Below are 25072 nucleotides of genomic sequence, written 5' to 3'. Positions count from 1 at the left end.
GACCCGGACATCTCCCGCCCCGTGGCAGCCCGCGCCCCGACGCTGCGCGCGTACCGTTTCGGCGAGTACCGCATCGATCCCGCCGCACGCGAGCTGCACCGCGGCGGCGAGCTGCTGTCGCTGCCGCGGCGCGTGTTCGACGGCCTGGCGTATCTGGTCGAGCAGCGCGAGCGCGCGGTCGGCCACGACGAGCTGATCGCCGCGCTGTGGGGCCGCGTCGACGTGGCCAACGCGCAGCTCAGCCAGCTAATCATGCAGGTGCGCCGCGCCGTCGGCGACGACAGCCAGGCGCAGCACAGCGTGCGCACGATCGCCGGCTTCGGCTATCGCTGGGTGGTGCCGACCGAGGCGATCGACGCGGACGAAGCGCTGCCGGAACCGCTGCCCGCCGCGCCGGCCGCCGAAGCGGCGATCGCCGAGGCCAAGGCCGCGGCATCGACCGGCCACGCCGCTCCGCCGCCCACGCACCGTCGCATCGGCGCGATTGTGCTGGCCCTGCTCGCCCTCGCCGCCGTGCTCGCGGCGGGCTGGCGACTGTTCGCATCGCACCCGCTGCCGAACGCCGCGGGCGGCGCGGTGGTGGTGCTGCCGTTCGAGGTCGACGCGCCGGAAGACGTCGACGCCAGCTGGGCGCGGCTCGGCGTGATGGACCAGGTGGCCGGCCGCCTGCGCCGCGCCGGCCTGCCGGTGCCGCCGAGCGATGCGGTGGTCGCCGCGGTGCACGCCAGCGCCGCGCTGCCCGAGGCGGAACGCGAGGCCGCGCTGCGCCGCACGCTCGGCGCCGGCCTGCTCGTGCACGGCGTCGCCACGCACGCGAAGGACGGCTGGACCGTCGAGCTGAGCGCCGAGGCGGCCGACGATGCGCGCCGCAGGGTCGAATCCGGCCGCCACGACCTGGTCGATTCCGCGCGACGCGCCTGCGACCTGCTGCTGGCCGCGCTTGGCCGCCAGGCGAGCGACGAAGCCACCACCGACACCCCGCTGGAGGAACGCCTGCAACGCGCCCGCGCCGCGCTGCTGGCGAACCAGCTCGATGCGGCGCGCGCGGCGATCGAGAGCGCACCCGATGCGATGCGCCAGACGCCGGAACTGCGCTATGAACTGGCACGCGTCGAGTTCCACGCCGGGCAGCTCGACCGCGCCGAAGCGATCGTCGAGCGCGTGCTGGCCGACCCGGCCGCCGCCGCGCTGCCGCAGCTGCGCGCGCGGGCGCTGCGCATGCGCGGCTGGATCGCGATCGGCAAGGACCGCGGCTGGACCGCGGCGGCGCCGTCGTTCGACGCCTCCGTGCGCGCGCTGGACGGCGTGCGCGCGCCGGGTGCGCTCGGCATGGCGCTGGCCGAGCGCGGCGTCGCGCACGTGATGCTGCGCCATTTCGACGAAGCCGCGCTGGATCTGGGCCAGGCGCGCGCGCAGCTGGAGATCGCCGGCGACCGCCACACGCTCGGCGAGATGAACAACTACCTCGGTCATCTCGAACTGGCGCGCCTGCGCGTCGGCGAGGCGCTGCCCTACTTCCGCACCGCGGCCGAGATCGCCGAGTCGTTCGGCTCGATCGATTCGCTGCGCTACAACCTCACCGCGCTGCTGCAGTCGCAGATGCGCCTGCTGCAATGGTCCGACGCGCTGGCCACCGGCGAGCGCCTGTGGGCGCTGCGCGAACGGCTGGAGAACCCCGGTCTGCGCGCGGCCAGCGAGGGCTACTACGCGCTCGCCCTGGTCGGCAACGGCCGCCTGGCCGAGGCCGAGCGCGTGCTGGCGCCGTATCCGGCCGACGCACACCCGGAGTTCCCCGCCGAATACCTGCGCTACGCCCTGCTCGCGCGCGCCGAGCTGGCCATGCGGCGCGGGCAATTTCGCGAAGCGCTGGCCGCCACCACGCGCGCGATCGAGGTCTGGCCGCCGCAGGCGCAGACCGACGCCGAGGAGCGCGCACGCGCCGCGCTGCTGCGCCAGCGCGCCTCGATCGCCGTCGGCGCACCGGTCCAGGCGCGCATCGGCGCCCTCGAACCGCACGACGATCCCGGTTTCGCCGTGCCCGACCGCGTCGCGCGTGCCGAATGGGCCGCCGCCCACGGCCACGACGCGGACGCCGACGCGCTACTGCGCGAAGCCGCCGACCTCGCCGAAGCGCAGGGCGTGCCCGATACGATCGTGCTGGCGACCGGTGCCTGCGTGCCCTGGCTGCTCGCGCACGGCCGCGTGGCCGATGCGGCGGCGCGCAGCGGACGCGCCGGCGTCTGGGCCGAGCGCGACTTCGACAGTGCATTGCTGCAGGCCGCGGTCTTCCATGCCGGCGGCGAGACGGAGGCCTGGACGCGGGCGCTGCGGCAGGCGCGCGAGCTGGCCGGCGAACGTGCGATCCCGGCGGCCTTGCTGGAGCCGCCCGTGGCGGGTGCCGGCCGCTGAGGAAACGTCGAAAAACCCTCGACCTTCGTCATTCCGGCAAGGGCGAACGAGTCCGGCCCTCCCCTTTGCTGTCGTCATCCCCGCGAAAGCGCGGATCCACGTTGATGTTCGGCAGGGCAACCGGAAGCCAGTCGGATTCGCGCTTGACCCGCCCTTCGGCTGTTGAAGACCCCTCCGCGGGAATGACGACAGTTGCGATTGCCCGGGTACTTGGGTGGTCAGCCGCCCGACGAGCGCCCAAGTCATTCACAAACCCCTTTCGAATCCGCAATCTGAAAGGCTTTGCAGACGGATTCGAATGCATCCGGAACGACTTCCACGCATGCCGCGGCTAGCGTCGACGGCTGCGGGGCCGACGGCGCCGCGCCGATGCGCCGGCGGATGTTCCGGCGCCCCTCGAACGGGTCCCGCTCATGCTCATCCGCTCCTGCCGACGCCGCTCCCTCGCCGTCGCCCTCGCCCTGCTTCCGGCCGGCGCCGGCGCGGCCACGATCACCGTCACCACCACCGCCGACGGCTCGATACCGGATCAATGCACGCTGCGCGACGCGATCGCCGCCGCCAATACCAACGCGGCCGTCGCCGGCTGCACCGGCGGTGACGTCGGCAACGACGAGATCGCGTTCGCGCCGGAGGTGACCGGTACCATCGCGCTGACCGAAGGCCAGCTGACGATCAGCGACAAGCTCACCCTCAGCGGCCCCGGCGCCGACGCATTGACCATCGATGCGCAGGGCCAGTCGCGCGTCTTCGACATCGAAGGCGACCAGGAAACCTCCTACGAGACGACCCTGTCCGGCCTCACGCTCACCGGTGGCCGCACCACCGCCGACGGCGACAACGGCGGCGCGGTGCGCAGCCTGTCCGCCTTTCACCTGGTCGATTCGGTGGTCACCGGCAATTCCACGGCGGGGCCGAACTCGGTCGGCGGCGGCCTGTTCACGGCGACCACCACCCAGCTGCTGCGCAGCCGGATCACGCGCAACTGGACCGAGGGCTACGGCAGCCTGGCCGGCGGCGTGATGGTCGCGTTCGGCACCGCCGAGGTGGTCGACAGCACCGTCGCCGACAACTGGACCGAGGGCGAAACCTCCGGCGGCGGTGGCATCGTCGTGTTCTGGGCCTGGTTCGACGCGACCTTCGTCAACAGCACGATCTCCGGCAACGAGACACGCGGCAACGCCAGCCAGGCCGCCGGCCTCGCCGTCGGTGGCAACGCGTTCCTGACCAACACCACCGTCTCGGGCAACCGCACGCTCGGCGACAACGCCGGCGGCGGCTTCATCGACGGCGCGGCGATGAGCGTCACCGGCAACATCACGCTGAGCAACAGCTCGGTGGTCGACAACCGTTCGGTCTCGGCCGGCGGTGTCGCCATCGCCATCGCCGCCAATCCCGGCACCGGCCTAATCAAGGCGACCAACAGCGTGATCGCTTCGACCACGGAGGGAGGTGCGGCGCTGTGCAGCAAGCCGCTCGACGTCGCGGCCAGCACGCACAACCTCGCCACCGACGCCAGCTGCGGCGGCGACGCGCTGGTCGGCGGCACGCCGGTCGCCGCCGCGGCCCTGGCCCTGGCGCCGCTGGCCGACAACGGCGGATCGACGTGGACGCACGCACTGCTTCCCGGCAGCGCGGCGATCGACAGCGGCGACGACAGCGCCTGCGCCGCGGCGCCGGTCGGCAACCTCGACCAGCGCGGCCATCTGCGGCCGCAGGACGGCGACGGCGACGGCACGGCGGCCTGCGACGTCGGCGCCTTCGAGGCGGACGACGCGGACCGGATCTTCATCGACGGCTTCGATGGCGCGCCCTGAGTCGCGCGCGCCTTTTGGACGGATTTCCAGGGAGTGTCGAAAGATCGACGGCCGCCACTCGGATGCAGTTTCTAGGACACGTCACTTACGCGAACGCACACACACCGTCATCCCCGCGAAAGCGGGGATCCACTTTGATTTTTCTCTTGCTCGGTCATCAGCAAAAGCACGATGGATCCCCGCCTTCGCGGGGATGACGGCAGGGAGGTATTTTCGCGGCGTCGCGAGCCCTTCAAGCCACCCCGAACGGCAACTCGAACGTCGACACCACGCGCTCGCCGACTTCGGCACCATCGAGGAAGCGCAGCGCGGCCTCGATCACGCCGGCATCGGCGAGGATGCGCTGGTGGCCGAGTCCGCTGGTATTGAGCAGGCGCGCGCCGGGCCAGTAGCGCGCGTAGCGCTCGCCCTCCTCCCACGGCACTTCGCGGTCGTCGAGGTCGTGCACGACCAGCGCGGGCGGCGCCAGTGCCGGCGCGCGGCGCTGGATCTGGAACGATTCCAGCTCGCGGCCGATCTCCGATTCCACCAGGGCGCACATGCGCCGCGCGATCGAGGCCGACATCCACAAGGCGCGCGCGAAACGATGCGTCGCGGCGACCACGTCGGCCGGCGGCGCGACCAGCACCGCGCGACCGATGCGCGCGCCTTCGGACATCGCCAGCGCCGCCGCGGCCGCACCGAAGGAATGCCCGACCACCGCCTGCGCCGGTCCGAAGCGCTCCACGGCGGCGGCGATGTGCGCGGCGAAGTCGACCAGGTAGCCGCGGCCCGGCGCGCTGCGGCCGTGGCCGGGCTGGTCGAACGCAACCACCGCATAGCCGGCGGCCTGCAAAGCACGCGCCCACGGCAGCATCCGCAGCGCGTGGTCGGACCAGCCGTGCGCGAGCAGCACATAAGGCGTGGCGCCCGGATTGCCCCAGACGTACTGCGTCAGCGCGACGCCGTGGCTGTGCACGATCGAGACGATCGCGCCGCCGTCGTCGGCGCGGCCCGCGCGCTGGCGGCTGGACGCCAGCGGCGTGCCGAACAGGCGCAGGGCACGGCGTGCGGTGCGCTCCGGCGACAGCCGCGCGCCGAGCGCGTACTGCGCGCGCAGGGCCGCGAAGGTGGCATTTTTTAGAACGATCGTGCTTTTTCTGGTCGAAGGCGTGGCCATGGCGGACCTCTGCGGATTTCAGACGCGGTGGGAGTCGATCAGGCGTTCGAGCGCACGCGCGCCGCGCGGACTGGCGTCGCCGAGCAGGCGGAAATCGTGGTGCGAGGCCAGCGCGATCGCGAACAGTTCGAAGGCGACCTGCTCGGCGTCGGTGTCGGCGCGCAATTCGCCGCTTTCGACCGCCATGCGCACGGCGCGCACCAGTTCGGCGCGCAGGCGTTCCTCGTAGAACACGACGCGCTCGCGCACCGGCCCGGGGCGGTCGTCGAACTCGACCGCGGCGCCGACCATCGGGCAGCCGCCCTCGCTCAGGCGCAGCCATTCCAGCCAGTGCGCGACGATCGCGCGCAGACGTGCGAGACCGCGCGGCGCGCGCAAGGCCGGCACGAACACCTCGCGCGTGAAGCGCTCCGCCGCGGCGTCGAGCACCGCCAGCTGCAGCTCCTCACGCGAGCCGAAATGCGCGAACACCCCGCTCTTGGACATCGCCGCGGTCTGCGCGACGCTGCCGATCGACAGGCCGTCGAAGCCGCCGACGCGCACCATCTCCAGGGCGCGGTCGACGATGTGGCCGCGCGTGGCGGCACCTTTCGCGGTGGCGGCTCGATGATCGGCTTGCATCGGCAGAAAATAGCACGATCGTTCTGGAAATCCAACGACCGTGCGCCGGCCCGCCGCGTCAGCCCTTCGGCGGCGTGATGCGGATCGCGTCGTCGTAGCGGATGTCCTGCACCGAATGCGACTTGATGCCCATCGCCTCGCCGTCGCTCTCCGAGCGCACCAGCTGGCCGGCCTGGTTGATGACGACCTTGTTGTGCGCCTTCACGTCGGCGCCCATGACCTGCAGGCGCGTGTCGTAGCTGTAGGCGTGCGCCGGCTGGCCGTTCCAGGTGGTCGGCCCCTCGTCCTTGAGGTTGCTCGAGCTGGACTGCAGCTCGGCCGCGGACTTGGGCACGAACTGCTTGACCATGCCGGCCATCTCGGCCGGCGAGCGCGTCCAGCCGGCCTCGTCGGCCTTGACCCAGCTGCCCTCCGGCGTGGCGACGATCTCCATGCGGTCGGTCTTCACGTGGAAGCGCGACACCCCCTCGTATTCGGCCAGCGCCTTGGCCTGGTTGCCCTTGTCGTCGGTCGACTGGACGTCGACCGCGAAGCGCGACTCCAGCATCTTGTTGTAGGCGGTGAACACCGCGCCGGCCACCTTGCGCTCGGCCTCGGTCTGCGGATCGTCCGCGGCGGCGCAGACCAGCGGAGCCAGCGCGAGGCAGGCGGCGAGAGCGATGGACAGACGGCGATGGAGCATGGACGGTTTCCTCGGCGGATGCGGACGAAGCGGCATCTTGCGCCGCGCGACCGGTGCGCGACAACGCGCGGCGCAGCATCCGCGGCCGGCGTGCCGTCCGGGTGTTGTGTCGCAGCGCCGGAGGACTACACTACGCGCCATTTTCACCGCGGCCGACGACAAACAAGGAACCAAGATCAGAAGAATCAGCGCGTTGGAGCGCATTCTTCGTGTCGGTTCCCCTCACGGCGCAGCATCGTCGCCCCCGCTCCCGCCCAGCGCCACACCCGGAGTCATCATGATTTTCGAAACCATCGCCGAGACCGCCCACGAGCAGGTCGTGTTCTGCCACAGCAAGGACGCCGGCCTGAAGGCCATCATCGCCGTGCACAACAGCGTGCTCGGCCCGGCCCTCGGCGGTCTGCGCATGTGGCCGTACAAGAGCGAGGCCGAAGCGCTCAACGACGTGCTGCGCCTGTCGCGCGGCATGACCTACAAGAACGCGGTGGCCGGCCTCAATCTCGGTGGCGGCAAGGCGGTCATCATCGGCGACCCGTCCAAGGACAAGTCCGAAGCGCTGTTCCGCGCCTTCGGCCGCTTCGTCGGCTCGCTCAACGGCCGCTACATCACGGCCGAGGACGTCGGCATCGACGTCAACGACATGGAATGGGTGTTCCGCGAAACCGAGTTCGTCACCGGCGTGCACCAGGTGCACGGCGGTTCGGGCGATCCCTCGCCGTTCACCGCCTACGGCACGCTGCAGGGCCTGATGGCCGCGCTGAACCACAAGTTCGGCAACGAGGAAGTGGGCAAGTACAGCTACGCCGTGCAGGGCCTTGGCCACGTCGGCATGGAGTTCGTCAAGCTGCTGCGCGAACAGGGCGCGAAGGTGTTCGTCACCGACATCAACAAGGCGCTCGTGCAGGAAGCCGTGGACGAGCACGGCTGCACCGCGGTCGGCCTGGACGAGATCTACGACACCGACGCCGACGTCTACAGCCCCTGCGCGCTCGGCGGCACGATCAACGCCGCGACCCTGCCGCGCCTGAAATGCAAGATCGTCTGCGGCGCCGCCAACAACCAGCTCGCCGACAACGCGATCGGCGTCGAGGTGGAGAAGCGCGGCATCCTGTACGCGCCGGACTACGCGGTGAACGCCGGCGGCGTGATGAACGTCTCGCTGGAGATCGACGGCTACAACCGCGAGCGCGCGATGCGCATGATGCGCACGATCTACTACAACGTCGGCCGCATCTTCGAAATCGCCAAGCGCGACGGCATCCCGACCTACCTCGCCGCCGACCGCATGGCGGAAGAGCGCATCGCCTCGATCGGCCGCATCAAGCTGCCGACCATGGGCAACAGCACGCCGCGCTTCCTCGGCCGCATGCGCGGGCAGTAAGCGCGGGGCGATTCGCCCGCACACGGCAACGGCGCCCGCCGTGCCGGACCGACGGCCGGGCGCGCCTGCGACCCGGCCGGGTCGCACGCTTCGCCGGTGCGGCGCTGCTGATCGGCAGCGCCGCGCCTTCCTTCGGGGGGGGCCGAGAGAGCTTTTCTCGCAGAGACGCAGAGAAAAGCATTCCGGCGAAAGGCTCTTCACCTCTGCGCCTCTGCGAGAGACGCTTCTTCGCCAGCGTCCCGGCTGGCGGCACTCGAGGCTGGATTCCGCGCCGCGGCGATCATCACTTTCTCCTTACGACAACCGCGGCCGATATCCCTTAGGCTATGCCGGCTGCGCATGGGCGCAGCCGGTTCGGCGCGGCTTATCGCCGGCGCGAACCGCGACGCAGGCAGACCGCGCGGCGTCCGGCCGCATGGTCAACCCACGAGGTGGACGATGATCACGCTCACGGTGAACGGAAGCGAACAGCGGTTCGACGGCGACCCGACCCTGCCGCTGCTCTGGTATCTGCGCGACGTCCTGGGCCAGACCGGCACCAAGTTCGGCTGCGGCATGGCCTTGTGCGGCGCGTGCACGGTGCACATCGACGGCGCGGCGACGCGCTCGTGCGTCACCCCGGTAGCCGCGGCCGCCGGCAAGCAGGTGACGACCATCGAAGGCCTGTCGCCGGACGTGCAGCACCCGCTGCAGAAGGCCTGGCAGGAACTCAACGTCGCCCAGTGCGGCTACTGCCAGCCGGGCCAGATCATGCAGGCGGCTTCGCTGCTGAAGACCAAGCCCAATCCGAGCGACGCCGACATCGACCAGATGATGGCCGGCAACCTGTGCCGCTGCGGCACCTACCCGCGCATCCGCGCCGCGATCAAGCAGGCCGCCGCGCAGGGAGGTGCGAAATGAACCGCGAGTCTCCCGCACCGCTGACCATCGCCAACGAGAGCCGCCGCGGCTTCCTGCTCGGCTTCGGCGCCGGCAGCCTGGTGCTCGCCTTCGGCGGCAGTGCGCTGCTGCGCCTGGCGCAGGCGCAGGAGAAGAAGGACGACGCTCCGAAGTACGGCGGCGACGGCATGCCGCACGGCCTGCGCGACGATCCGCGCCTGTTCGTCGAGATCGCCGCCGACGGCACGGTGAGCATCGTCTGCATCCGTTCGGAGATGGGCCAGGGCGTGCGCACCAGCGTCGCCATGGTGATCGCCGACGAGCTCGGCGCCGACTGGGACCGCGTCAAGGTGAAGCAGGCGCCCGGCGACGAGCCGAAGTACGGCAACCAGAACACCGACGGCTCGCGCAGCCTGCGCCAGAGCTTCGCCGCGCTGCGCCGCGCCGGCGCCGCCGCGCGCACCATGCTCGAAGCCGCCGCAGCCGCGGCCTGGGGCGTCGACGCCGCCGAGGTGAAGGCCGGCGTGCACGAGGTCGTGCACGCGAAGTCCGGACGCAAGCTCCCCTTCGGCGAGCTGGCCGCGAAGGCCGCGGCGCTGCCGGTGCCCGCCGCCGACGCGCTGAAGCTGAAGGCGCCGGCCGAGTTCCGCTACATCGGCAAGGGCAAGACCAACCTCATCGACGGCGCCGACATCGTCAGCGGCCGCGCGCAGTACGGCATCGACGCGCGCCTGCCCGGCATGCTGTTCGCGGTGGTCGCGCGCCCGCCGGTGTACGGCGGCAAGGTCGCCTCGTTCGACGCGGCCGGCGCGGACAAGCTGCCGGGCGTGGTCAAGATCGTGCCGCTAGACACGACGCCGGCGCCGTCCGGCTTCCAGCCGCTCGGCGGCATCGCGGTGGTCGCCGACAACACCGGCAGCGCGATCAAGGCGCGCGCGCAGCTGAAGATCCAGTGGGACGCCGGCGCCAACGCCGGCTACGACTCGACCGCCTACCGTAAGCAGCTGGAAGCGGCCAATCGCGCGCCCGGCAAGCGCGTGCGCGACGAGGGCGACGTCGACAAGGCGTTCGCCGCCGCGGCGAAGAAGGTCAGCGCCGACTACTACGTGCCGCATCTGGCGCACGCCACGATGGAACCGCCGGCGGCGCTGGCGCAGGTCAAGGACGGACGCTGCGAGGTGTGGGCCTGCACGCAGGCGCCGCAGGCCGCACGCGAGGAATTGGCTAGGGCGCTCGGCTTCGACGCCGACAAGGTCACCATCCACGTGACCCTGCTCGGCGGCGGCTTCGGGCGCAAGTCCAAGCCCGACTTCATCGTCGAGGCCGCGCTGCTGTCCAAGCAGCTCGGCAAGCCGGTCAAGGTCACCTGGACGCGCGAGGACGACCTCGTCAACGACTACTTCCACGCCGTCGCGCACTCGCACTTCGAGGCCGCGCTGGACAAGTCCGGCAAGGTCAGCGGCTGGCTGCACCGCATCGCCGCGCCGTCGATCTCCTCGACCTTCGGCCCCGATCCCAAGCACGAGAGCCCGATCGAGCTCGGCCAGGGCATCGCCGACCTGCCCTTCGCGATCCCCAACGTGCGCATCGAGAATCCCGAGGCGCCCGCGCACACGCGCATCGGCTGGTTCCGCTCGGTCTACAACATTCCGCATGCGTTCGCGATCCAGAGCTTCGTCGCCGAACTGGCGCACGCCGCCGGGCGCGACCACAAGGATTTCCTGCTCGAACTGCTCGGCGGCGACCGCAAGGTGACGCCGCAGCTGGCGTCCGACGCGGTCTGGTGGAACTACGGCGAGGACCCGGCGCTGCATCCGATCGACACGGCGCGCTGGCGCCGCGTGATCGAGACGGCGGCGAAGGAAGCCGGCTGGGGCCGCAAGCCGGCCAAGGGTCGCGGTCTGGGCCTCGCCGCGCATCGCAGCTTCGTCACCTACACCGCGGTGGTGTGCGAGGTCGAGGTCGCCGAAGACGGCGCCATCGCGATTCCGCGCGTGGACATCGCGGTCGACTGCGGCCCGCAGGTCAATCCCGAGCGCGTGCGCTCGCAGATGGAAGGCGCGGTGATCCAGGGCCTGGGTCTGGCGCGCTACGGCGAGATCAGCTTCAAGGACGGGCGCGCCGAGCAGACCAACTTCCACCAGTTCCAGATCCTGCGCATGAACGAGGCTCCGCAGGAGATCCGCGTGCACCTGGTCGCCCACGACGACTTCTCGCAGCCGCTCGGCGGCGTCGGCGAACCGGGCCTGCCGCCGGTCGCGCCGGCCCTGGTCAACGCGATCTTCGCGGCGACCGGCAAGCGCATCCGCGAGCTGCCGATCCGCAGCCAGCTGGCACAGGCCAAGTCCGACAAGGCGGCCTGAGGCCTCGTACGGAACGGCGCGCCGGAGCTGCGGTTCCGGCGCGCCGGCCTGCGCCGCCGCGGTGCGTGGCGGCGTTCCACGCGCGCAAACGCCCGGCGGGCGATATCATTTCGGCTCGCCCCTGACGACGGACGGATGCATGCGCCCCTTTCCCCTCGGTGAAGAACTCGACCTGCTGCGCGAGAGCGTGCGCGCATTCGCCGAGAAGGAGATCGCGCCGAGGGCCGACCTGATCGACCGCGAGAACGCCTTTCCGGCCGACCTGTGGCGCAAGCTCGGCGACATGGGCCTGCTCGGCGTGACGGTGTCCGGCGAATACGGTGGTTCGGAACTGGGCTACCTCGCCCACCTGGTCGCGATGGAAGAAATCTCGCGCGCCTCGGGTTCGGTCGGCCTTTCGTACGGCGCGCACTCGAACCTGTGCGTCAACAACATCTTCCACAACGCCAGCCAGACGCAGAAGCAGAAGTACCTGCCCAAGCTGTGCAGCGGCGAGTACGTCGGTGCGCTGGCGATGAGCGAACCGGGCGCCGGATCGGACGTGGTCGGCTCGATGACCTGCCGCGCCGAGCAGAAGGGCGACACCTGGATCGCCAACGGCTCGAAGATGTGGATCACCAACGGCCCCGACGCCGACGTGCTGCTGGTCTACCTGCGCACCGCGCACCGCCCGGCCGGCTCGCGCTGCATGACCGCCTTCATCGTCGAGAAGGGCATGAAGGGTTTTTCGACCGCGCAGAAGCTCGACAAGCTCGGCATGCGCGGCTCCAACACCTGCGAGCTGGTGTTCGACAACTGCGAGATCCCCGACGCCAACCGCGTCGGCGAGGTCAACGAAGGCGTGCGCGTGCTGATGAGCGGCCTGGACACCGAGCGCCTGGTGCTCAGCGGCGGTCCGATCGGCCTGATGCAGGCCGCGCTCGACATCGCCCTGCCCTACGTGCGCGAGCGCAAGCAGTTCAACGCGCCGATCGGCACCTTCGGCCTGATGCAGGGCAAGATCGCCGACATGTACACCGCGCTGCAGTCCTCGCGCGGCTACGCCTATCTGGTGGCGCAGAACTACGACGCCGGCGTGAAGTCGCGCATCGATCCGGCCTCGTGCCTGCTGCATGCCTCGCAGAGCGCGGTGCAGGTCGCGCTCGACGCGATCCAGGCGCTCGGCGGCAACGGCTACATCAACGAGTATCCGACCGGCCGCATCCTGCGTGACGCAAAACTTTACGAGATCGGCGCCGGCACCAACGAGATCCGCCGCATGCTGATCGGGCGCGAGCTGTTCCACGGCAAGTCGTGACGCCGGTGGCGGGGAACGCACGTTCGATCGCCGCCTTCGCGCCCTTGACTGAGCTCGCGCTGCGCACCCTGGCCGAAGCCGGGCCCGGCCGTTTTTCCGATCTCGACGCCGCCGCGCGGCACGATCTGGCCTATGCACGTTCGCTCTCGCCCGCGCAGCGCCTGGCAGCACTGAACGACATCCTGCTGCTCGCCGAAGCCTTCGGCCTGCCGCCCGTATCGCGCGAACCGATCGCCATCCACGGCGAACTCCTGCTGTAGCCAGGCACGGGTTTGCCGCAGCGCAGCGACGGCGCGATAATCGGGCGATCCCATCGGCGCTTCCCGCGCCCGCCATCCCAAGAGGTTTTTCCATGTCCGATATCGTCATCGTCGGCGCCAAGCGCACCGCGATCGGTTCCATGCTCGGCCAGTTCACCGGCGTGCCGACGCCGACGCTCGGCGCGACCGCGATCAAGGCCGCACTCGAGCAGGGCGGCGTCGCTGCCGACGACGTTTCCGAGGTCATCATGGGCTGCGTGCTGCCGGCGAACCTGGGCCAGGCCCCGGCGCGGCAGGCCTCGCTCGCCGCCGGACTGCCCAAGTCCGCCGGCTGCACGACGATCAACAAGGTCTGCGGCTCGGGTATGAAGGCGATCATGCTCGGCCACGACCTGATCAAGGCCGGCTCGGCCGACGTCGTCGTCGCCGGCGGCATGGAATCGATGACCAACGCGCCGCACATGGTCAACGCGCGCCCCGGTCTGCGCTACGGCGACGCAAAGCTCGTCGACCACATGGCCTGGGACGGCCTGACCAATCCCTACGACGGCCAGTCGATGGGCGTGTTCGCCGAGGCGACGGCCGAGAAGTACGGCTTCACGCGCGAGCAGCAGGACGCCTACACGATCGAGTCGGTCAAGCGCGCGCAGGCGGCGATCGCCTCCGGCGCGTTCGCCGCCGAGATCGTTCCGGTCAAGGTCGCCACGCGCAAGGGTGAGGTCGAGTTCGCCACCGACGAACAGCCGGGCAAGTCCGACGTCGCCAAGATCCCCACGCTCAAGGGCGCGTTCAAGAAGGACGGCACCGTCACCGCGGCCAGCTCGTCGAGCATCTCCGACGGCGCCGCCGCGACGGTGCTGATGAGCGCCGACGAGGCGAAGAAGCGCGGCGTCAAGCCGATCGCGCGCATCGTCGCGCACGCCACGCATTCGCAGGAACCGCAGTGGTTCACCACCGCGCCGGTGAGCGCGATCCAGAACGTGCTGAAGAAGGCCGGCTGGAACGTCGCCGACGTCGACCTGTTCGAGGTCAACGAGGCGTTCGCCGTCGTCGCGATGGCGCCGATCAAGGATCTGGGCATCGCGCACGAGAAGATCAACGTCAACGGCGGCGCCTGCGCGCTCGGCCACCCGATCGGCGCCTCCGGCGCGCGCCTGGTCGTGACCCTGCTGCACGCGCTGCAGGCGCGCGGCGGCAAGCGCGGCGTCGCCTCGCTGTGCATCGGCGGCGGCGAAGCCACCGCGATCGCGGTGGAGTTGGTGTAAAACCGTTCGACGCGGATGAACGCGGACAGAGGGACCTTAAGACAATCTCGAGTGTCGTCATTCCCGCGAACGCGGGAATCTATCTTGCTCTTGATCGAGCCGGAGAAAAATCGAAATGGATCCCCGCGTTCGCGGGGATGACGAGATTCCTCGGGATACCACGAGACGATTCGGAACGAATTCGCTCTTGTCGGCCTTATCGGCTCTTGATCCGCCCTGATCCACGTCCGACCGCTTTTCATTCGTGCAACCACAACGGGGAGTAGAGCAAGCCATGAAGACGAACCTGAAACCGCTCCTGCTCGGCGCCGCGCTGACGCTGGCGCTCGGTGCGTGCAGCGACAACTCGCAGCAGCAGGCGAAGGAAGCCGCCGACAAGGCCGCCGCGGCGACCAAGCAGGCCGCCGAGGATGCGAAGGCCGTCACCCAGCAGGCCGCGGACGCCACCGCCGAAGCCGCGCGCAAGGCGGCGGAAGCGACCAAGCAGGCCGCCAGCGACGCCGGCCAGGCCGTCGGCGAGGCCGCCGACAAGACCGGCGAAGCCGCGCAGAGCGCGGGCGACAAGGCCAAGGAAGCGGCCGGCGACGCGCTGGACGCGACCAAGGAAGCCGCCGGTCACGCCGGCACGGCGATCAAGGAAGGCGCCAGCGCCGCCGGTCAGGCCGTTTCCGAAACCGCCAAGAGCGGCTGGGAAGCGACCAAGGCCGCCGGCCGCGAGATCAAGGAAGGCGCCAAGGAAGTCGGCCACGACATCGCCGACACCGCGCGCGACGCGAAGGACGCGGCGAAGGACGCGGCCGAGGACAAGGACAAGCACTGAGGTCCTGCCGCAACACGCTTCACCCACGCACCGGCCGCCTCCAGCGGCCGGTGTGTCATGGGGCGTGGCCTGCGCACCCTTCCGGCACCGGGATGTGCTGCCGGGCCGAGCGTGCTAGCGTCCGATGAGGGACGCGTGGCGCGGCTGCGCCGCCATCGTTTCCTCGCCGACCGCGACCGGATGTCCGGCGTCGCAACCTGCTCATGGAATCGACATGCCGATTCGGAAATTCCCTCCCGCCTCTCTCCTGGCTGCCTTGGCGGCCACCGCATTCGCCGTCGCCAACCTCGCCACGGCCGCCGATACGCCGGTGCGCAAGCGCCTGCCGCCGGACGCCGATGCAGCGATCCGGACCCTGCTCGCCTGGCAGAGCGGGATCGACGGCAGTACCGAAGCGCACGTGCTCGAATCGCTCGGTCCGCCCGACCGGCGCAGCGAAATGTCGAACAACGAAATCAGCGGCGAACCGATGCATGCCCTGAAGTACCGCGTGAGCCGCCGCAGCGAGCTCAGCGTCGTCGTCCATCAGGGAAAAGTCGCCGCGGTGACCCTCGTGCTCCTGCCGAGCGCGAACGAATCCGGCCCTGTGGACGACTGACGTGACCATTCTTTCCTCGCAGATCAATCCGCGCTCGGCGGACTTCCAGAGCAACGCCGCCCACCTGCAGCTCGCCGTCGACGACCTGCAGCGCGAGATGGCGAAAGTCGCGCAAGGCGGCGGCGAAAAGGCGCGCGCCAAGCACACCGAGCGCGGCAAGCTGCTGCCGCGCGAGCGCATCCGCGCCCTGCTCGATCCGGGCTCGCCGTTCCTCGAACTGTCGCCGCTGGCCGCGCACGGCATGTATGAGGACGCCGCGCCCTGCGCCGGCGTGATCACCGGCATCGGCCGCGTGCACGGCGGCGAGGTGCTGGTCATCGCCAACGACGCCACGGTCAAGGGCGGCACGTACTTCCCGATGACGGTGAAGAAGCACCTGCGCGCACAGGAAGTCGCGCTGGAGAACCGCCTGCCCTGCATCTACCTGGTCGATTCCGGCGGCGCCTTCCTGCCGCTGCAGGACGAGGTGTTCCCCGACCGCGACCACTTCGGCCGCATCTTCTACAACCAGGCGCGCATGAGCGCGCTGGGCATCGCGCAGATCGCGGTGGTGATGGGCTCGTGCACCGCCGGCGGCGCCTACGTGCCGGCGATGAGCGACGAGACGATCATCGTCAGGGAACAAGGCACGATCTTCCTCGGCGGCCCGCCGCTGGTGAAGGCGGCCACCGGCGAAGTCGTCGACGCGGAAACGCTCGGCGGCGCCGACGTGCACACCTCGATCTCCGGCGTCGCCGACCACTTCGCCGAGAACGACGCGCACGCGCTCGACATCGCGCGCAGCGTCGTCGCCAGCCTCAACCGCCGCAAGGCGGTCGCGCTGGCGCTGCGCGAGCCGGCCGAACCGAAGTACCCGGCCGAGGAACTCTATGGCTGCGTGCCGGCCGACACGCGCAAGCCCTTCGACATCCGCGAGATCATCGCGCGCATCGTCGACGGTTCCGAGCTGCAGGAGTTCAAGGCGCGTTACGGCAAGACCCTGGTCACCGGCTTCGCGCACATCCACGGCTATCCGGTCGGCATCGTCGCCAACAACGGCATCCTGTTCGCCGAAAGCGCGCTCAAGGGCGCGCACTTCATCGAGCTGTGCAACCAGCGCAACGTGCCGCTGGTATTTCTGCAGAACATCACCGGCTTCATGGTCGGCAAGAAGTACGAGCAGGCCGGCATCGCCAAGGACGGCGCCAAGATGGTCACCGCGGTGGCCTGCTCGCACGTGCCCAAGTTCACCGTCGTCATCGGCGGCAGCTTCGGCGCCGGCAACTATGCGATGTGCGGCCGCGGCTACCAGCCGAGGTTCCTGTGGATGTGGCCGAACGCGCGCATCAGCGTGATGGGCGGCGAGCAGGCCGCCAGCGTGCTCGCCACGGTGCGCCGCGACGGTCTGGAAGCGGCCGGCAAGAACTGGTCGAAGGACGAGGAAGAAACCTTCAAGGCGCCGATCCGCGAGCAGTACGAACGCCAGGGCCATCCCTACTACGCCAGCGCGCGCCTGTGGGACGACGGCATCATCGATCCGGCCGACACGCGCCGCGTGCTGGGTCTGGCGCTCTCGGCCTCGTTGAACGCGCCGGTCGAGCCGGGACGCTTCGGCGTGTTTCGCATGTAGTGCGATCGTCCTTGATCGCTGCGATCTTGCCAGCAATTGCTCCACCGGCAGGAACGGCGACTTCGGAAGGTTCAACCGCGGCCATCCATGGCCGCACTTCTCCAGATATGTATTGCGATCATCCTTGATCGCTGCGATCTTGGCGGCGATTGCTCTGCCGCAAGAACGGCGACTTCGGAACGTCCAACCGCGGCCATCCATGGCCGCACTTCTCACAAAAGGCAAAAAACCAGGGACGGATCATGATCGTCGGCATCGACCTTGGTACCACCAATTCCCTGATCGGCGCCTTCATCGACGGCGAGCCGCGCCTGTTCCCGAATGCGCTCGGCGATCTGCTGACGCCGTCGGCGGTGAGCATCGACGACCACGGCGACTTCATCCTCGGCCAGGCCGCGCGCGATCGCCTGGCGACGCATCCGGACCGCAGCGTGGCGACGTTCAAGCGCTGGATGGGCAGCGCGCGCGAAACGCGCCTGGGCGAGCGCGGCTTCCGCCCGGAGGAACTGTCGGCGCTGCTGCTGCGTTCGCTGCTGGCCGACGCCGAGGCCGCGCTCGGCGCGAAGGTCGAGGAAGCGGTGATCAGCGTGCCGGCGTATTTCTCCGACGCGCAGCGCAAGGCCACGCGCGCCGCCGGCGAGCTGGCCGGTATCCGCGTCGAACGGCTGATCAACGAACCGACCGCGGCCGCGCTCGCCTACGGACTGCAGGAGCGGCGCGAAGGCAGCCGCTTCCTCGTGCTCGATCTGGGCGGCGGCACCTTCGACGTGTCGATTCTGGAAATGTTCGACGGCGTCGTCGAAGTGCACGCCAGCGCCGGCGACAACTTCCTCGGCGGCGAGGATTTCCTCGAGCTGCTTTCCGCCACCTGCTGCCAGGACCTGGGCATCGATGCGCGCACGCTTTCCGCCGCCGAGCTCGCCCAGCTGCGCAACCGGCTCGAGCGCGTCAAGCGCGAGCTGAGCGCCAACGCACGCGTGCGCCTGGAGGTGCGCGCCGGCGGCCGGGAGGCGCCGTGGGAGATCGACGAGTCGCGTTTCGAACGGCTCGCCGAGCCGCTGATCCAGCGCATGCGCGCTCCGCTGGAACGGGCGATGCGCGATGCGCGCCTGCAGCCGGCGCAGCTGGACGAGATCGTGCTCGTCGGCGGCGCCATCCGCATGCCGCTGGTCGCGCGCATGGTCTCGCGCATGTTCGGCCGGCTGCCGCTGCGCCACGTCAATCCGGACGAGGCGATCGCGCGCGGCGCGGCGATCGCGGCCGGGCTGAAGTCGCGCGACGCACGGCTGGAAGAAGTGATCCTGACCGACGTCTGCCCGTACACGCTCGGCACGGAAGTGTCGCGCCAGCACGAGGACGGCAGCCACCAGGCCGGGTTCTTCCATCCGATCATCCAGCGCAACAGCACGGTGCCGGTCAGCCGCGAGGACACGTTCTATCCGGTCCACGACAACCAGGCACGGCTGTCGATCGACGTGTACCAGGGCGAAAGCCCGATGGTCGCGCGCAACGTCAAGCTGGGCGAACTGCTGCTCGACCTGCCGCCGCGCACGCCGCGGCACGACAACGGCGTCCGGGTGCGCTTCACCTACGACGTCAACGGTGTGCTGCAGGTCGAGGCGACCGTGCTCGCCAGCGACAGGACGCATGAACTGCTGCTCGAACAGAATCCGGGCCTGCTGAGCGAGCAGGAGATCCGCACGCGCCTCGCCGCGCTGGCGAACCTGAAGATCCATCCGCGCGACAAGCAGGAGAACATCGCCCTGCTCGCGCGCGCCGAGCGCCTGTACGAGGAGCACCTGCACGAACGCTCCACGCTGCAGCAGTGGATCGGCGACTTCCAGGCCGTGCTCGCCAGCCAGGACGAGGAACGCATCGGCGAGCACCGCCGCGGCCTGGAAGCGGCACTGGAACGCCTGGAAGCCGGCGTCTGACGTGACCACGCCCCTGCTCGAACTGGGCCTCGCGCACGACGCCGACGAGCGCAGCGTCAAGCGCGCCTATGCCGCGCGCCTGCGCACGGTGCGCCCGGACGTCGATCCGGTCGGCTTCCAGGCGCTCAACGAGCTCTACCGGCAGGCCCTGGAATGGGTGCGGCGGCGCGACGCCGAAGGGCCGCCACCGGTCGTCGCGTACCGGATCGCCGACCTGCACGTCGACATCGCCGCCAGCGAGGAACCATCCGGTCCTCCCGCGGAAGCGACGCCCGTTTCGTTCGCCGCGCCGGACGGCCCGGCCTTGCAGGTGTCCTGGCTGTCGCTGCCGGAATCTGTCGCCGAACCGCGGGCGCGAACCGAACCGGTGGAAATCCGCTGGGACGCCGACGCGAAGCGCGATGCGGACATCGCGCCGGCGCCGCAGCCGCGTGTCGCGGAACGCGCCGTGCTCGACTTCGACGGTTTCTTCCGCGCGCTCATGCAAGAGGCGTCCCGCGGCGACGCCGACGCCCTGCGCGACTGGCTGCATCGCCAGCCGCAGCTGTGGCCGCTCACCGCCAAGGCCGAAGCCGCGCGCGCGCTGATACCGGCGCTGCATGCGACCGCGCCGCCGATGCCGGACCGCTGCCTCGACGCGATCCTCGCCTTCTTCGATCTCGACCACGTGCTGGCGGGACACAATGCCCTGCAACTGGGCGTACTGCGCCGGCGCCTGCACGTGGAATGGCTGCTGCGGCAAGCCGATCCGCGCGAGCTGGACGCGGAACTGCGCGCGGTGAAACCGCCGGTCAACCTGGATGCCAGGCGCGCGCTCGCGCTGCTGTCCGGCCCGTTCCGCTGGCTTCACGTGCTGTGGCAGGCGCTGCCGCCGTACCGGCCGACCGAAGCCGCCGGCTTCGTGCGCCTGCTCGACGAGGCCCGAGTCGAATCGCTGCCGCCGACGTTCGACCGGCAGCGCCTGGTGTTCTGGCGAGGAGCCGGTGACCGCCGGCGCGTCGGTCCGCTGCGCGTCGCCGTCACCGCGGTGCGCCTGACCGCCTTGCTGCTGCTGGCCGCCCTGATCGACGGCGCGCTGCTCGCTTCCGGCGAGGCGCCGGTGATGCTGCGGCTGGCCGCCATGCTCTGCGCCGGCTGCGCCGTCTACTACGTCTGGACCGCGCTCATGCACTGGCAGGGCGCCGCGCAGGCGGACGACCGGCCCGGTCCTGCGGCGTGGTGGCGGCTGGGCTTCATTCCGCTGCTGGCCCTGCTCGCGGTGGCGCTGCGCCACGTGCTTGCACCCGACGCGCCGGACCGGACGACGCCGGTGGCGGGCGTCGCGGTCGGCATGGCCTGCGTCGCCGCCCTGCTGGCCTTCCTGCGCTACCGCCGCCGCAGCGGCGAGGGTGCTTTCCGCTGGCTGTCCGGCTGGCGGCTGATCCTGATCATTCCGGCGCTGAAGGCTCTGCTGCTGCTCCTCGCCGCGATCTTCGTGCACGTGGAAGTCGCCGCGGCGCTCGCGTTCGGATTCTGGTCCGCCGACCTGTGGCGCCAGCGCGCCGAACTGCGCCCGTCGCTGCTGGGGACCCCGCCGCACGGGTACTGACGTCCGCTCCGATCTGTCATCGCCGCGTCAATTAAGTTTCATGCAGCCTGTCTAGTGTGACGCCGTTCGCGCGCAGCGTCCCAGCCGCGCGCTTCGACAGGCCACCGGATGTCACCTCTCTCGCCTTCCCTCGCACGCGTTCTCGCGCTCGGTGCAGCCCTGGTCGCTGCGCCTTTCCTCGTCCCGGCGCCGCTGTCGGCCGGCACTCCGAATGCGGCCAAGCCGCCCGCCTCCATTGCGGTGACGCGACAGCTCGGCGCGCCTCCCGCCGGCGTGGCCGATCTGAAGTTCCGCGACCTGTTCAAGCTGCCGGTCGGGCCAAAGGGCCTGGAACCGACGGACAAGCTCGCCGGTCTCGACGGCAAGCGCGTGCGCATCGTCGGCTACATGGTGCAGCAGGAGCCGCCGCTGGCCGGCAGCTTCATCCTTTCGCCGCTGCCGGTCGTGGCCGGCGACGCCGACGATTCGTTCGCCGACGACATTCCGGCCAGCGCGATCTTCGTCGTGCTGCCGAAGTCGGCCGACACCGTCGTGCCGCCGCTGGCCGGACTGATCCAGCTCACCGGCACGCTGCGCGTGGGCGCCCACGAGATGCCCGGCGCCGGCCGCGTCGCGCCCGCAGTGCTCGAACTCGACCGCGAACCCGAACGCGCGCTGCTGCGCCACGCGAAGGCGAAGCCGAAATCGTCCGCCAAGGCACGCTGAACCCCTTTTCGTTTTCCGGCCTCACCTGCAGGAGTACTTCCCGATGCGAATCCCCGCCACCGTGCGCAAGACCCTAACCGCGCTGATCCTCGCGACGCTCGCCAGCGCCGCGGTCGACGCCTCCGCTGCCACCGTCTCGCGGCTGACGCCGCCGAGCGAGCTGTTCTCCTCCGGCGAAGCTGCGCCGGTGATCGCGCGCTTCCTGCCCGGCCAGATGTTCGACCTGCAGGCGACCGTGCAGCCGGACGCCGGCCAGACGATCAGCAGCTTCGCGTTCTACGTCGACGGCGCCTACGTGCGCGGCCGCGAAGAAGGCCGCACCAGCGTCATCACCGAGAATGGCCCGGCCGCCACCTGCGTGGATCCGGCGACCGGCAAGACCAAGGGCGCTTCGGGCTGCAAGCTGGTCGCCGGCCTGCCCGCCAATACGGCGATCCTCTCGCTGCGCGGCTACTCCAAGGGCACGCCCGGCGTGCACGAGCTGAAAGTGATCGCCTGGCAGGCCGATGGCCAGCAGATCACCGCCGTCGGCAACTTCGAAGTCGTCGGCATCGACGCCGAAGGCGGCAAGGCGGCGAAGAACATCATCGTCTTCCTCGGCGACGGCATGGGCGCGGCGCACCGTACCGCCGGCCGCATCATGGCCAAGGGCTATGCGCAGGGCAAGGCGAAGGGCAAGCTGACGATGGACACCTTCCCGTACACGGGCATGGTGATGACCGCCTCGCTGAACTCGATCGTCACCGACTCCGCGCCGGGCATGCAGAACTACGTGACCGGCAACAAGGCCAACAACAACGAGGAAGGCGTGTTCCCGGACGACACGCTCGACGCGTTCGACAATCCGCGCGTGGAATACCTGTCCGAATACCTGCACAACCTGCAGGGCAAGGCGCTCGGCGTGGTCACCACCGCCGACGTGTTCGACGCCACGCCCGCCTCCAACGGCGTGCACACGTCCGCGCGCGGCAACGGCACCGGCATCGTCGACCAGTTCCTCGACGACCGCCACCTGACCGGCCTGAGCGTGCTGATGGGCGGCGGCCGCAAGTGGTTCCTGCCCAACCCGTCCAACAGCACCAGCCCGCAGCCGGCCAACGGCTCGCAGCGCCGCAAGGCCAACGACTACGTGCTGCCGGCCGACATCATCGCCGGCTGGAACGCCACGCCCGGCCAGCTCGATCCCGAGCGTGACCTGATCGCCGACTTCCAGGCCGCCGGCTTCAAGTACGCGCCGGACAAGGCCGGGCTGGACGACGCGTTCAAGAACGGCACGCCGTCGCAGCTGCTCGGCCTGTTCGCCTACTCGAACATGAACGTCGCCTACGACAAGATCGCCGGCCGCCGCGGCGACGGCACCGTGGTCGACGCGTTCGGCTTCCCCGACCAGCCGATGCTCGACGAGATGACCGACGCCGCACTGAAGGTGCTGGCGAAGAACCCGAACGGTTTCGTCGCGATGATCGAGGGCGCCTCGATCGACAAGCAGGCGCACCTGATGGACAGCGACCGCTGGCCGCTGGAAGTCATCGAGTTCGACCGCGCCATCGCGGTGGCGAAGGAATTCGCGCAGAAGAACCCGGACACGCTGGTCCTCGTCACCGCCGATCACGAGTGCTCGGGCGCGGCGATCATCGGCGCGTCGACGAAGACCGCCGCCGACCTCGAGGCCAACCCGGCGCTGGGCAAGGACGCGGTCGGCGTCTACGAAGCCGCCAAGTTCCCCAAGTACACGATCGCCGAGGACGGTTATCCGACCACGACCAACATCGACCACAAGATGCTGATCGGCTACGGCGCGAATGCGGACCGCTACGAGACCTGGCTGCCGAACGCGTTCCCGACCAAGGACACGCAGCAGCCGTTCCCGCCGTCCGAATCGCCGGCCAACCCGAGCGTGCGCAACGAAGGCGTCGGCTTCCTCGTGGTCGGCCAGGTCGCCGGCGACCAGGCCGTGCACACCGGCACCGACATCCCGCTGTCGGCCTACGGCCGCGGTTCGAGCCTGTTCACCGGCGTGTTCGACAACACCGAAGTCATGTTCAAGATCGGCCAGGCGGCGGTGGGCGGCGCGCAGTAAGCCGCTTCGTCACCGACCGCAAGACACGGAACTCCCGCCTCGCGCGGGAGTTTCGCTTTTAGGGCACGGGCGCGGTTCAGTTGGCCGCGCCGACGAAGGCGTGGCCCGGCTCGCTCATCAGTACGAGTTCTTCCGATCCGGTCGGGTGGATCGCCACCGTCGCGTCGAAATCCGCCTTGCGCGCACCGGCCTTCAGTGCCACCGCGAAACCCTGCAGCATCTCGTCGACACCGGCACCGACCAGGTGGATGCCGACCACGCGCTCGTCGCTGCCGGCGCAGACCAGCTTCATGAGGGTGCGGTGCTCCAGGCCGGCCAGCGCATCGAGCATCGGACGGAAACGCACGCGGTAGACGCGCACCGAATCGCCGTGGCGCCGGCGTGCCTCGTGCTCGCTCAGGCCCACGGTCGCCAGCGGCGGATGCGCGAACACCACGCTGGGCACGCCGTCGTAGTCGAGCCGGGCATCCGGCTCGCCGCCGAACAGCCGGTCGGCCAGCTTGCGGCCGGCGGCAATCGCCACCGGCGTCAGCGCCAGCCGGCCGGTGACGTCGCCGAGCGCGTGCACGCCGGCGACCGGCGTGTCCTGCCGGTCGTCGACCACGACGTAGCCCTGCGCGTCGAGTCCGACGCCGGCTTCCGCCAGGCCCAGCCCGGCGCTGTTCGGCTGCCGGCCGGTGGCCCAGATCAGCTCGTCGAAGCCGCGCGCGACCTCGCCTGCCTCGAACTCGAGCGCATAGCCGTCGTGCTCGCGCCGCGCCGCCACCACGTGACGGCCGGTCTGCACGTCGACGCCGCGCGCGCGCATCGATTCCGTCAGCACGTGGGTCGCCTCCTCGTCGAATTCGCGCAGCAGGCGCCGGCGCACGAACAGCGTGGTGTCGGAGCCGAGCGCGTGCAGCACGCCGGACAGCTCCGCCGCGATGTAGCCGCCGCCGACGATCGCCACGCGGCGCGGCGCCGCGCGCAGCGCGAAGAATCCGTCCGAATCGATGCCCAGATCCCCTCCCGGCACGTCCGGACGCAACGGTCGCGCGCCGGTCGCGACCAGCACGTGCGGCGCGGTGAATTCCTCCGCTCCGGCGACGACGCGGCCGGCGGCGAGCAGGCGCCCGCGCGCGTTCACCAGCTCGATGCCGGACGCGGCGAAGCGCTGCCGATAGCTGGCGTGGATGTTGTCGATGTAGCGCTGGCGGCGCCCGACGAATTCGTGCCAGTCCAGCGCGCCGGGCGTCGAGGCGAAGCCGACGTCGCGGGCGATGCGCTGCGCCTCGGCCAGTTCGGCGGCGAACCACATGGCCTTCTTCGGCACGCAGCCGACGTTGACGCAGGTGCCGCCGAGCGTGCCGGTCTCGATCACCACGACCCGCGCGCCATGCCTGGCCGCACGCACCGCGGTGGCGATGCCGCCGGAACCGGCGCCGATCACGATCAGGTCGAATGCGTTGTTTTTCACGTCGCGGGTCCGGCGATTGTCAGGAAGGGAACCGGCCGACTGTAGCGTACCCGGCCGCGCTGCGATCGCTTCGGAAGCCACGCCGGCAATGGCGTGCAAGCGCGTCTCGCACGCTGCCGAGGGATCTCTGCCGGACTTGTTAACCGTGC

The 25072-nt window shown here is 70.3% G+C and carries 19 protein-coding genes; 15 read left to right on the top strand and 4 right to left on the bottom strand.

Annotated elements, in window-relative coordinates; genetic code table 11:
- Positions 1-21 precede the first annotated feature (21 nt).
- A complete protein-coding gene (locus ACFO6Q_RS14595) occupies positions 22-2409 on the top strand; it encodes a winged helix-turn-helix domain-containing protein (RefSeq protein ID WP_380021839.1) in 2388 nt (795 codons plus the stop codon).
- A 413-nt stretch (positions 2410-2822) separates the two neighbouring features.
- Positions 2823-4226 carry a choice-of-anchor Q domain-containing protein gene (locus ACFO6Q_RS14590; protein WP_380021838.1) on the top strand — a complete coding sequence of 468 codons (1404 nt, stop codon included), beginning with the start codon at positions 2823-2825 and terminating at the stop codon, positions 4224-4226.
- A gap of 232 nt (positions 4227-4458) precedes the next feature.
- Here ACFO6Q_RS14590 and ACFO6Q_RS14585 read toward each other — a convergent pair whose 3' ends face one another.
- The 3 genes from ACFO6Q_RS14585 to ACFO6Q_RS14575 are packed head-to-tail and all read right to left on the bottom strand — an operon-like array spanning position 4459 to position 6688.
- Positions 4459-5385 (bottom strand): alpha/beta hydrolase, encoded by a 927-nt coding sequence (locus ACFO6Q_RS14585; RefSeq protein ID WP_380021837.1) that lies wholly within the window; start codon positions 5383-5385, stop codon positions 4459-4461.
- Between the two features lie 18 nt (positions 5386-5403).
- Positions 5404-6006, bottom strand: coding sequence for a TetR/AcrR family transcriptional regulator (locus ACFO6Q_RS14580; protein ID WP_380021836.1), 603 nt, complete (start codon positions 6004-6006; stop codon positions 5404-5406).
- Positions 6007-6064: 58 nt separating this feature from the next.
- The gene (locus ACFO6Q_RS14575; RefSeq protein WP_380021835.1) at positions 6065-6688 is read right to left on the bottom strand and encodes a hypothetical protein; all 624 of its coding nucleotides are present in this window, start codon (positions 6686-6688) and stop codon (positions 6065-6067) included.
- 277 nt (positions 6689-6965) lie between these two features.
- Here ACFO6Q_RS14575 and ACFO6Q_RS14570 point away from each other — a divergent pair, with 277 nt between their 5' ends.
- From ACFO6Q_RS14570 to ACFO6Q_RS14510, 13 genes are all read left to right on the top strand, one after another.
- Positions 6966-8069, top strand: a complete 1104-nt coding sequence (locus ACFO6Q_RS14570) for a Glu/Leu/Phe/Val dehydrogenase dimerization domain-containing protein (protein ID WP_380021834.1) — start codon at positions 6966-6968, stop codon at positions 8067-8069.
- A gap of 438 nt (positions 8070-8507) precedes the next feature.
- A complete protein-coding gene (locus tag ACFO6Q_RS14565) occupies positions 8508-8969 on the top strand; it encodes a (2Fe-2S)-binding protein (protein WP_380021833.1) in 462 nt (153 codons plus the stop codon).
- The gene (locus ACFO6Q_RS14560; RefSeq protein WP_380021832.1) at positions 8966-11311 is read left to right on the top strand and encodes a xanthine dehydrogenase family protein molybdopterin-binding subunit; all 2346 of its coding nucleotides are present in this window, start codon (positions 8966-8968) and stop codon (positions 11309-11311) included. Before ACFO6Q_RS14565 ends, ACFO6Q_RS14560 begins: the two co-directional genes overlap by 4 nt.
- A gap of 139 nt (positions 11312-11450) precedes the next feature.
- The gene (locus ACFO6Q_RS14555; protein ID WP_380021831.1) at positions 11451-12608 is read left to right on the top strand and encodes an isovaleryl-CoA dehydrogenase; all 1158 of its coding nucleotides are present in this window, start codon (positions 11451-11453) and stop codon (positions 12606-12608) included.
- A complete protein-coding gene (locus tag ACFO6Q_RS14550; protein WP_380021830.1) occupies positions 12605-12868 on the top strand; it encodes a hypothetical protein in 264 nt (87 codons plus the stop codon). The genes ACFO6Q_RS14555 and ACFO6Q_RS14550 overlap by 4 nt, the downstream gene beginning before the upstream one ends.
- Positions 12869-12960: 92 nt before the next feature.
- Positions 12961-14133, top strand: coding sequence for a thiolase family protein (locus ACFO6Q_RS14545; protein WP_380021829.1), 1173 nt, complete (start codon positions 12961-12963; stop codon positions 14131-14133).
- 274 nt (positions 14134-14407) lie between these two features.
- Positions 14408-14953 (top strand): hypothetical protein, encoded by a 546-nt coding sequence (locus tag ACFO6Q_RS14540; RefSeq protein WP_380021828.1) that lies wholly within the window; start codon positions 14408-14410, stop codon positions 14951-14953.
- Between the two features lie 214 nt (positions 14954-15167).
- On the top strand, positions 15168-15551 hold the full coding sequence (locus ACFO6Q_RS14535; RefSeq protein ID WP_380021827.1) for a hypothetical protein: 384 nt from the start codon (positions 15168-15170) through the stop codon (positions 15549-15551).
- 1 nt (position 15552) lies between these two features.
- Entirely contained in the window at positions 15553-17160 is a 1608-nt protein-coding gene (locus ACFO6Q_RS14530; protein WP_380021826.1) for a carboxyl transferase domain-containing protein, read from the top strand.
- Between the two features lie 242 nt (positions 17161-17402).
- A complete protein-coding gene (locus tag ACFO6Q_RS14525; protein WP_380021825.1) occupies positions 17403-19094 on the top strand; it encodes an Hsp70 family protein in 1692 nt (563 codons plus the stop codon).
- A gap of 1 nt (position 19095) precedes the next feature.
- Complete coding sequence (locus ACFO6Q_RS14520) at positions 19096-20682, top strand: hypothetical protein (RefSeq protein ID WP_380021824.1); 1587 nt, start codon at positions 19096-19098, stop codon at positions 20680-20682.
- A gap of 108 nt (positions 20683-20790) precedes the next feature.
- Positions 20791-21387, top strand: coding sequence for a hypothetical protein (locus ACFO6Q_RS14515; RefSeq protein ID WP_380021823.1), 597 nt, complete (start codon positions 20791-20793; stop codon positions 21385-21387).
- 43 nt (positions 21388-21430) lie between these two features.
- Positions 21431-23467: an alkaline phosphatase gene (locus ACFO6Q_RS14510; RefSeq protein WP_380021822.1), complete on the top strand. Its 2037-nt coding sequence runs from the start codon at positions 21431-21433 to the stop codon at positions 23465-23467.
- Positions 23468-23543: 76 nt separating this feature from the next.
- Here ACFO6Q_RS14510 and gorA read toward each other — a convergent pair whose 3' ends face one another.
- The gene (gorA, locus tag ACFO6Q_RS14505) at positions 23544-24923 is read right to left on the bottom strand and encodes a glutathione-disulfide reductase (protein ID WP_380021821.1); all 1380 of its coding nucleotides are present in this window, start codon (positions 24921-24923) and stop codon (positions 23544-23546) included.
- Positions 24924-25072: the final 149 nt, after the last annotated feature.

The organism is Dokdonella ginsengisoli, from assembly GCF_042652785.1.
GTDB lineage: Bacteria > Pseudomonadota > Gammaproteobacteria > Xanthomonadales > Rhodanobacteraceae > Dokdonella_A > Dokdonella_A ginsengisoli.
This window is presented reverse-complemented; position numbering and strand designations above follow the sequence as displayed.